The sequence below is a fragment of the Actinomyces sp. ICM58 genome (assembly GCF_000283035.1).
GTDB lineage: Bacteria > Actinomycetota > Actinomycetes > Actinomycetales > Actinomycetaceae > Pauljensenia.
Genome location: NZ_ALIY01000216.1, coordinates 1 through 9,813 on the forward strand (window position 1 = coordinate 1; position 9,813 = coordinate 9,813).

At 67.4% G+C, this 9,813-nt stretch carries 7 protein-coding genes; 6 read left to right on the forward strand and 1 reads right to left on the reverse strand.

Going from position 1 to position 9,813, the window contains the following annotated elements; translation table 11 throughout:
* Positions 1 to 38: 38 nt before the first annotated feature.
* Positions 39 to 2,741 (reverse strand): SpaA isopeptide-forming pilin-related protein, encoded by a 2,703-nt coding sequence (locus HMPREF1138_RS09610; protein WP_009059255.1) that lies wholly within the window; start codon positions 2,739 to 2,741, stop codon positions 39 to 41.
* 480 nt (positions 2,742 to 3,221) lie between these two features.
* Between HMPREF1138_RS09610 and HMPREF1138_RS09615 the strand changes: the two genes are divergently transcribed.
* The 6 genes from HMPREF1138_RS09615 to HMPREF1138_RS09640 all read left to right on the forward strand — a co-directional run.
* Positions 3,222 to 3,923: an FhaA domain-containing protein gene (locus HMPREF1138_RS09615; RefSeq protein WP_009059249.1), complete on the forward strand. Its 702-nt coding sequence runs from the start codon at positions 3,222 to 3,224 to the stop codon at positions 3,921 to 3,923.
* Positions 3,924 to 3,927: 4 nt separating this feature from the next.
* Complete coding sequence (locus HMPREF1138_RS09620; RefSeq protein WP_009059253.1) at positions 3,928 to 4,428, forward strand: FHA domain-containing protein FhaB/FipA; 501 nt, start codon at positions 3,928 to 3,930, stop codon at positions 4,426 to 4,428.
* A 1-nt stretch (position 4,429) separates the two neighbouring features.
* Positions 4,430 to 5,728, forward strand: a complete 1,299-nt coding sequence (locus HMPREF1138_RS09625) for a PP2C family protein-serine/threonine phosphatase (protein ID WP_009059260.1) — start codon at positions 4,430 to 4,432, stop codon at positions 5,726 to 5,728.
* Complete coding sequence (locus HMPREF1138_RS09630) at positions 5,728 to 7,107, forward strand: FtsW/RodA/SpoVE family cell cycle protein (protein WP_009059258.1); 1,380 nt, start codon at positions 5,728 to 5,730, stop codon at positions 7,105 to 7,107. The genes HMPREF1138_RS09625 and HMPREF1138_RS09630 overlap by 1 nt, the downstream gene beginning before the upstream one ends.
* A 3-nt stretch (positions 7,108 to 7,110) precedes the next feature.
* Positions 7,111 to 8,562, forward strand: a complete 1,452-nt coding sequence (locus HMPREF1138_RS09635) for a peptidoglycan D,D-transpeptidase FtsI family protein (protein ID WP_009059262.1) — start codon at positions 7,111 to 7,113, stop codon at positions 8,560 to 8,562.
* A gap of 11 nt (positions 8,563 to 8,573) precedes the next feature.
* A partial coding sequence (locus tag HMPREF1138_RS09640; protein ID WP_155887168.1) for a serine/threonine-protein kinase occupies positions 8,574 to 9,813 on the forward strand: 1,240 nt, incomplete at its 3' end.

Consider the following 9,813-nt stretch of genomic DNA (forward strand, 5'->3'; position numbering starts at 1 on the left):
GGCGGGCACCCCCGGTGCGCGACGCACAAACAGGCGGCCTATCGGGCCATCACAACGACCCTGCGACGCATCCAACCGCAGCCGGCGGCCGTACCGAGCAGGCACGCGGCCACAGCGAGGTAGGGATACACCCCGGCGGCGCCGGCCTTGGGCAGGGTGCCGACCTGCGTGTCGACGACGCGAATACCCGGCAGGGCGGCGTCGCCGCGCGCGTCGGCGTCGGCGGGCAGGACTCGCACGGAGGTGAAGCCTTGGTCCGGTCCATAGTCGGCCACGACGACGGTCGAACGCGCGTCATCGGTCCCAACCTCGATATGGAAGGGAACGGGGCGCGGCAGCAGGACGTGGCCCGCCGGCGCGCGGGTCTCGACGAGCCAGTAGGTGACGCCCTTCTCCAGGGACGAGACCACGAAGCTGGATCCACCATCAAGTACGCTGACCGGGGTTCCGCTGAGCTCCGCGTTGTCGTAGATCGCGAAAGCAGCGCCGTCGAGCGGGTAGGTGCCGTCATCGTTGGGCGTGCCCACGGGCTGGGTTCCGGCCTTCTCGATGCGGATCGAGCGCGGGCGAGCGGGCGCACAGGCCTCGTTGTTGGCGCTGCCGTCGTGATCCTTGGGTCCGGCGACCTCGTTGTAGAGGCCGTAACCCGGAACGAGGCGCTCATTCTCGGTGCGACACTCGAGCAGGGTCTCCCTGTACCCCTCGGCGCTCGTGTCGCGCGAGACGGTGAAGCGAATGAACCACGTAACGGAGGCGCCCGGCTCGATGTCGGTCCCCTCGGTCAGGACGTAGTTTTCGGTTGCGGGCAGCGCAGGGACCTGGTCGATATTCTCGGGTTCGGTCGTGATGCGCGCGGATTGCACGGTCAGTCCCGGCGCGAAGTCGGGACGGTCCACGACGCGCCCGGTCGACCCCTTGACGTTGCCATCGTTGGTCGCGGTGATGCGATAGGTGACAGTGATGGTGTCGGTCGTCCCGCCCTCAACAGCATCGAGGCTCTTGTCGAGGCGCAGGTTCGGCGACTGCTTTTGGTTCGTGAAGGTACACGTGATCGGCAGTGCCGCGGCGGACGAGGCCGGGGCAACCTCCGAGAAGTCCACGCCGCCGGTGGTCGCGTCGCGCGTGACGTTCACGCGCTCGCCGACGCCGTTCAGGCAGGTCACGTCGGTCATGGCCCACACGGGGCTCCCCTCCAGCTCGCTGGTTTCCCAGGTGGGGCCGAAGTAGCCGGGCTTCGGGGAGAACCCGGGCAGGACGGGGCCGGTCTCTGCGATGACGAACCTCGACTGACCCGGAATGAAGGCCTTGTAGGACGAGGTCGCGGTGCCACCAGTGCCGTAGCCGGTGGGGGTCAGCTGCGCGTCCGAGAAGGAGCCCGCCTCCACGAAGCCGTCGGCGGCCACGAGCGTCGTGTCCGGGGTTCCGGTCATGCCGCTCCAGCCATCGACAGCCCGCGTCGTGAAGGTGAAGGGCGGGATCGTGCCGCCCACGCCCTCGGAGTCCTCGGTGATCGCCTTGGCGACGCGCACGTAGCGTTCCTGCTGGAAGTAGCCATACATACAGCCGAAAGAGGAGGTGTTTTCCTTCGTCGTAAACGTCGACACCGGCTCCACGCCCGCCGGGGGCGCGGCGGGGCAGTTGCCGTCCGTGTTGGGCACAAAGCCGTAGATGAAGAGGCGATGCGGCATCCCGTTGATCATGACGGTCTTCTCAGACGTGGTCTTACGGATCGTCAGGATGTCGTCAGAGTCAGGGGTTGATCCAGGAATACCGGCGTTCTCGGGGTAATTCTTGGGTTCCCTATTCGCAGCGGGCGGGTTGGGATTCTTGTAGATGTCCACACTACCTTTGCCCTCGCCGACATAACGGTGGCAATACCAGTTGTTTTTGTCCCCGCGCTTGCGAGCCTTGTAGGGAGCTCCGGGGTAGCAGCCATAGCCGTTAGGAACGGACGTCGTTTCCTCGTAGGGACCTCCGGCTCGGGGCACCGCGGTCGTCTCCGTGTCGTTGACCGTCTCATACTGGTCGAAGGGGAAGGACTCCTCCAGGTCGCCGATGCGAATATCGAAAGAGGAGTGCACCCAGTCCTGCATCGTCATGATGGGGAAGTTGTTGTGGCGCACGGCCCCAATCAGGAAGGGCTCGCCCAGCGTCACCGTTCCCGGATCGTTGGGCTTGTAGCCCAGGGCGCTCGTCGTGGAGGCAGAGATCCGGCTGGGATCATACTCACCCCTATAGTTCCTGCCGTAACGGAAGTGATCATAGGCCTGGCCACGGGCAATGTACGACCAGTAGTCACCACTCTCAGCCACCGATGCTGTCAGCCACGGCTGGACCTGGGTGGCGCTGGTGTGCTTGATCGATGACTGGTTCGGATCGCTCGGGTTGTAGCGCGACTGTCCGCGCACAACACCGAAGTATCCCTTGTCATCTACGAAGGTGGTGCGGTTCTCTTCATAGTTATTGATGACGGTGGCGCCGATACGCCCCTCAGCGCGATTAAACGAGGTCGTGGTCACGCCGGGCGTCTCGAGGGGAGCCTCGGCGTGGGCGGGCTCGACCGCGGAGGTGAGCGCGGGCAGTGCCGAGGCGGCGGCGAGCGCCCCGGCGATCAGGGCGCGAGTGAGAAAACGACGAGGCCTCGGACCGCGGGTGCGGAGGGAGGCCTCGGGCGCGTATCGCCCTCGCGGAGGAGCGGTGTCCGCCAGGCGAGCACTGCTCACAGCTTCGTCATGGTGCATAGTTCCCCCAGTTAGCAATAGTTACCACGCCACCCTAGCAAGTCCCGTCAATTAATGAGTAAGTTGTGGCAGATATCATCATATTTGAGTTTTACCAGCGCTTTTATGACCGTCGAGCATACGTCTATATTCCGCGTTAATTCCACACAGGCTCAGATTGGCACATCAACGAACACCGATGACAAGCAGTCAACGCCAGACGCGCCGTCAAGAGAACACCCCTCTCACTTTGTTTGCTCCATCACACTTATAGTCACACGTGTAACATGTGCACCAGCTGTCACAGGCGCATCATGGCGCGATATTCCCCGCCATCACGCGCATTGCACGCGACGACCAGCGCCACCCCACATCGGGAACATCCCGACAGATGGGGCACCGGTGCTTACTATCGCCGCTAAACTGGGACCGGAAGCGGCCTCGCTTCCACACACAACGTACGTCGCGCACACAGCGCGGGGGAATGAGGAGAGCACGACTATGAGCATCTTCGACCGCTTCGAGAGCGCCGTCGAGCGAGGCGTCAACGGCGCCTTCTCGCGCGTGTTCCGGTCGGGGATCAAGCCCGTGGACATCACCACGGCGATCCGCCGCGCCATGGACGAATCCGTCCAGGAAGTCTCCGCAACTCGCATCATCGCCGCCAACCACTTCACCGTCTACGCCTCGCGCACCGACCTCACCTCACTCGAAGCATCCCTCGACGTCCTCGCCGACGAATTCGCCCAACAGGCCACCGAACACGCCTCCTCCAACGGTTACTCCCTCCTCGGCCCCGTCACCATCGAATTCATCGCCGACGCCTCCGAACCCAGCGGCACCCTCAAGGTCGACGCCGAAAACCGGCGCGGACCCGCCGCCCCCGCCACGGCCTCGTCCGCATCCCCCGAACACCCCATCATCGACGTCGACGGCGACAAGTGGCTCCTCACCGAGCCCGTCACCGTCATCGGGCGCGGCTCCGAAGCTGACATCGTCGTCAACGACTCCGGCGTCTCACGGCGCCACCTCGAACTGCGCATCACCCCCACTGGGGTCATCGCGACCGACCTGGGATCCACCAACGGCTCCTTCGTCGAAGGCCACCGCATCGACGCAGCAACCCTGCTCGACGGCAATCAAATCGTCATCGGACGTACCAAGATCCTCTTCTGGACGCACCCAGACCAGAGCGGAGTTTAATGAAGTGACCACTGACCTCGCATTTACCGTCTTCCGCATCGGGTTCCTGGTGCTGCTCTGGCTCCTCGTGCTCGCCGCCGTCAACACGCTGCGACGCGACATCTTCGGCACCGTCGTCACCCCGCGCGGCAAGGGACGCGACAAGGCCGCTTCGCGCCGCAAAGCCTCGCGCAACAAGCGCAAGGACAAGAAGCGCACCTCCACCAACCCGCTGGCCCCCAAGGACCTCCTGGTCACCGGCGGGCCGCTCGTGGGCACCATGCTGCCCCTCGGCGAAGCCCCCATCGTCATCGGCCGCTCCCCAGCGTGCACCCTCGTCCTCGAAGACGAATACGCCTCCAGCCGCCACGCAGCCCTCACCCCCCAGTCCGACGGCTGGTGGATCGAAGACCTCTCCAGCCGAAACGGCACCTTCATTGACGACGAACGCCTGAGCCAACCCCGCCAGCTCAAGATCGGCGACGTCATCCGCATCGGCCAGACCACGCTCGAATTGGTGGGTTGACATGTCAGCAAAAGCCGTTCAATTCCACTACGCTGCCCGCTCCGACGTGGGCCTGGTGCGCTCCAACAACCAGGACTCCGGCTACGCCGGCGCCAACCTCCTGATCCTCGCCGACGGCATGGGCGGGCCCGCCGGCGGCGACATCGCCTCCTCGGTCGCCCTCGCCCACCTGGTCCCCCTCGACACGGACTCCCACCCCGCGGACTCCATGCTCCCACTCCTGCGCGAGGCCCTCCTCGACGCGCACGAAGAACTCACCGACCGCTCCAGCCGCGACCGCGACCTCGAAGGCCTGGGCACCACCTGCATCGCCCTCATGCGCTCGGGCAACCGCCTGGCCATGGTCCACATCGGCGACTCGCGCGCCTACGTCCTGCGCGGCGACACGCTCACGCAGGTCACGACCGACCACTCCTTCGTGCAATACCTGGTCGACACCGGCCAGATCACGCCCGAAGAGGCCGAACACCACCCCAACCGCAACGTCGTCCTGAAGATCCTCGGCGACGCACAGGCCGACGTCGCCCCCGACGAGACGATCCGCGAGGCCGTCGTCGGCGACCGCTGGATGCTGTGCTCCGACGGCCTCTCCGGCCTCGTCTCCCCCGAGACGATCGGCCAGGTCATGGCCGACATCAAGGACCCGGGCGAATGCGCCGAAGAGCTCATCCGCCTGGCCCTCCTGGCCGGCGGCCCCGACAACATCACCTGCGTCATCGCGGACATTGTTCCCGCCGGCACCTACCCGCCCGCGCCCCCGCAGATCGTCGGCGCCGCTGCCATCGACCGCAACGCCAAGTCGCGCGGCGGCGAAGGAGCGGCGGCGCGCGCGGCCGCCCTGGGGGCCAAGGCCTCGGGAAACGGAACGGACGAGGACGAGGCCCCCCTCGAGCTCAAGCCGCGCTCCTCCTGGTGGACGCCCGTGTTCGTCTCGCTCGTCACCGTCCTGGTGGTCGCGGCCTCCTGGCTGTCCTGGAAGTGGACGCAGACCCAGTACTACGCGGTCGGCCAGGACGGGTACGTCGTCATCTACCAGGGCATCCCCCAGTCAATCGGCCCGTGGAAACTCTCCCACGCCATCGAAGTCTCCGACGTCGCGCTCGCCGACCTGTCCCCCGTGGACCGCCAGCGCCTCGACACCCCCGTCCTGCGCTCCTCGCGCGCCGACATCGACTCCTACATCGCGGGCCTCAAGCGCTCCGCCGTGACCCCCGCGCCCTCCGCCGAGCAGTCCGGCGCCCAGTCCGGCGCCCAGTCGGGCAACCCACAATCCGGGGCGCAGAGCGGAGGCGAATCCTGATGGCAACCGTCTCGATCGCCCCCGCGAGGCCGCGCCGCTTCCTCGAGCTCGGCCTCATGGGCCTGGCTCTCGCGGTCGGCATCTCCGGCTACGTGCTCACCTCCCTGAACTACACGGGCACCATCCCCGCGAACCTTCTCACGCAGGTGGGCGTGCTCGTCGCGCTCGCCATCGTCGGCGAGATCGGCGTGCACTTCCTCGCGCCCTACGCGGACCCGGTGATCCTGCCGATCGCCGTGGCGCTCACCGGGCTGGGCCTGGCGATGATCTACCGCCTGGACCTGTCCTACGCACGCAGGGACGAGGCCGTGGTCGGCTTCCGGCAGGCGCTCTTCGTGGGCATCGCGATCGTCATCGCCGCCATCATCCTGATCGCCCTACGCGACCACCGCATGCTGCGCCGCTACACCTACACCTTCGGCGCGCTCTCCCTCTTCCTCCTGCTGCTGCCGATGATTCCCGGCCTGGGCCAGGAGACCTTCGGCGCGCGCGTGTGGATCCACCTGGGCCCCATCTCGATCCAGCCGGGCGAGCTCGTCAAGATCACGCTGGCTATCTTCTTCGCCGGCTACCTGGTCACCAACCGCGACAACCTGGCGATCGGCGGCCGCAAGGTCCTGGGCATGCGCCTGCCGCGCGCCCGAGACCTCGGCCCCATCATGGTCGTGTGGCTCATCGGCATCGCGATCCTCGTCCTCCAGCGCGACCTGGGCACCTCGCTACTCTTCTTCGGCCTCTTCGTCGCCATGCTGTACGTGGCCACGAACCGCGTGTCGTGGCTGGTCATCGGCTTCGCACTCTTCGTACCCGCCGTCGCCATCGCCGTGCACTCCTTCGCCCACGTCCAGACGCGCTTCAACGTGTGGCTGCACGCCCTGGATCCGGATATCTACGACTCCGGCTCCTACCAGCTCGTGCAGGGCCTCTTCGGCCAGGCCTCGGGCGGCCTCATGGGCACCGGCTGGGGCCGCGGCTACCCGCAGCTGGTGCCGCTGGCCAACTCCGACTTCATCCTCTCCTCCTTCGCCGAGGAGCTGGGCCTGACGGGCATGGCGGCCATCCTCGTCCTGTACCTGATCCTCATCCAGCGCGGCCTGCGCGCCGCCCTGACGGTGCGCGATGGCTTCGGCAAGCTCCTGGCCACCGGCCTGAGCTTCTCCCTCGCGATTCAGCTCTTCGTGGTCCTCGGCGGCATCACGCGCATTATCCCGCTGACGGGCCTGACCGCCCCGTTCCTCGCGGCGGGTGGCTCGTCGATGGTGTCCTCGTGGATCACCGTCGCGCTGCTGATCCGCGTCTCCGACGCCGCGCGTCGCCCGGCCTCGACCCCGGCGCCGTGGAACTCGGGCATCCAGCCGGCCGTGGGAGTGGGTGAGTAAGGCGTGAATAACCAGATTCGCAAGATTTTCGTCATCGTCCTGCTGATGTTCGCCCTCCTCGGGGTGGGTGTCACGAACACGCAGTTCATCTCCGCGTCCTCGCTCAACGAGGACCCGCGTAACCAGCGGACGATCCTGCACGCGGCAGAAACCGACCGCGGCCCCATTATCGTTGACAAGACCGCCATCGTCTCCTCCGAGCTCGAGGACGGCTCCAAGCGCTACGCGCGCTCCTACTCCGAGGGGCCCCTCTACGCCCCCGTCACCGGCTACTTCTCGTCCGTGGGCAACGCGTCGACCGGCATCGAGGCCGCCGAGGAGGATGTCCTGGACGGCCAGTCCCAGACGCTCCTCGGGCAGCGCCTGCGTAACCTCCTGACGGGCCAGAACCGCCAGGGCGGCGGCGTCGAACTCACGCTCAACTCCCAGATGCAGAAGGCCGCCGCCGAGGCGCTGGGCGACCGCAAGGGAGCCGTCGTGGCCCTGGACGCGACGACCGGCGCGGTCCTGGCGATGTACTCCTCGCCGAGCTACGACCCGAATCAGCTGGCCTCCTCGGACGCGACCGAGGTGTCCCAGGCCTTCTCGACCCTGTCTGCTGACCCGAACAACCCGCTGACGAACCGGGCCATCTCGCAGCGCTACGCCCCCGGCTCGACCTTTAAGGTCCTCACCACCGTCGCACTGTTCGAAAACGGCCTGGCTGCGCCGGACACGCGCATGCCCTCACCCGTGTCGACCACCCTGCCGGGCACGGCCACCGAGGTCTCCAACATCGAGTCCTCCACCTGCGGGGACGGCAACCCGACGCTCACCGAGGCCTTCGCGCGCTCCTGCAACACGACCTTCGTGCTGGCCTCCCAGCAGCTGACGAACCAGCAGCTCATCGACGTCACCAACCGCTTCGGATTCGGCCGCGAATCGCAGATTCCCCTGACCGTGACGCCCTCCGTGTTCCCCTCCGACGCCGACGCGGCCCAGCTCGCCATGAGTTCCATCGGCCAGTACACAGTCCAGACCACGCCCCTGCAGATGGCGCAAGTCGCCCAGACGGTCGCCAACGGCGGCCAGATGATGACGCCCTACCTGATCAAGTCGATCGTCGACGCCGACAACCAGGTCGTGCGCACGACCGCCCCCACGGACGGCGGCCGACCGATCTCCGCGGAGACGGCCTCGAAGCTGACCACCATGATGGAGGCCGTCGTCTCCCAGCCCTACGGCACCGGCACCACGATGGCGCTGCCGAACGTTGCGGTCGCAGCCAAAACGGGCACCGCCGAGACGGGCGAAGGCGACCGCGCCAACGCGTGGGCCATCGGATTCGCCCCCGTCACCAACCCGAAGATCGCGTTCGCCGTCCTCGTCGAGGGCGATGACAACAATCCCACGCCGCACGGCGGAGACGTGGCCGGCCCGATCGCCCGGGCCATCCTGGAAGCGGGGCTCTCGTGAGCGTCCAACGCATGACTTCCGGTGCCGGGCGGGTGCTCGGGGGGCGCTACACGCTGCTCACCCCGATCGCCCAGGGCGGCATGGGCGAAGTGTGGAAGGCCCGCGACCGGGTCAGCGGCCACATCGTCGCCGCGAAGGTCCTGCGCCCCGAGCTGGCGGGCGAAGAGCTCTCGCTGTCGCGCCTGCGCCTCGAGGCCCGCAACTCCATGTCGATCTCCCACCCGAACATCGCGAACACGCAGGATTCGGGCGAGGAAGACGGCATCGGCTGGATCATCATGGAGCTCGTCGACGGATACCCGCTGACAGACTACCTGCGCGGCGGCTCACGCATCGAACCCGAATACCTCATGCCGATCCTCGTCCAGGTCGCGATGGCCCTCGGCGCCGCGGCCCGCGCGGGCGTCGTGCACCGCGACATCAAGCCCGCGAACATCATTGTTCGCCCCGACGGTATGGTGAAGCTGACGGACTTCGGCATCTCCCGCACCCGCAACCAGGTCAACCTCACAGCCGCCGGCATGGTCATGGGCACCGCCCAGTACCTGCCGCCCGAGCAGGCCATGGGCGAATTGGCGACCCCCATCGGAGACCTCTATGCCCTCGGCGTCATCGCCTACGAGGCAGCGGCGGGTCGACGCCCCTTCACGGGCGAGACGCAGGTGGACATCGCGTTCGCCCACGTCAACGACCCCGTGCCTCCGCTGCCGGATTTCGTCCCCGAGCCCCTCGCCGACGTTATCTTGCACCTGCTGGAAAAGGATCCCGCCAAGCGCCCCGAGTCCGGCTCCGCGGCCGTCCGCGAGATCGCCGGCGCTGCCAAGGCCATGGGCATCTCCGTGACGCCTCGCCCGCTGCCGCTGCCGAAGTCCGCGCAGCGCCCGGCCGAGACCCGCACCCCCGTCCAACCGTCCGTGCCGATCCTCGCACCCGTGCGTCACCTGACTCGCCGCACGCTGCCCGACGAGATGCTCCAGCCCCCGTCGGGCCTCACCCCCCGAGTGCGCACCGTCACGGGACGCCACGCGGCCGTCCCGCGCATCATCGACGAGGCCACCACGATCGCGCCCTCCTCCTCGATGATCCCGATCACCGGTCGCCACGCGACCGTCCCACGCATCATCGACGAGGCCCCCGCTCCCCCGGTCCCGCCGCCGGTGTCCGCGCCCACTCGGGTACGGCGCATCCGCCCCGACGCGACGGGCGAGCACGCCCCCGCCTCCTCGAGCTCCCTGACCTCCACGGGCCGCC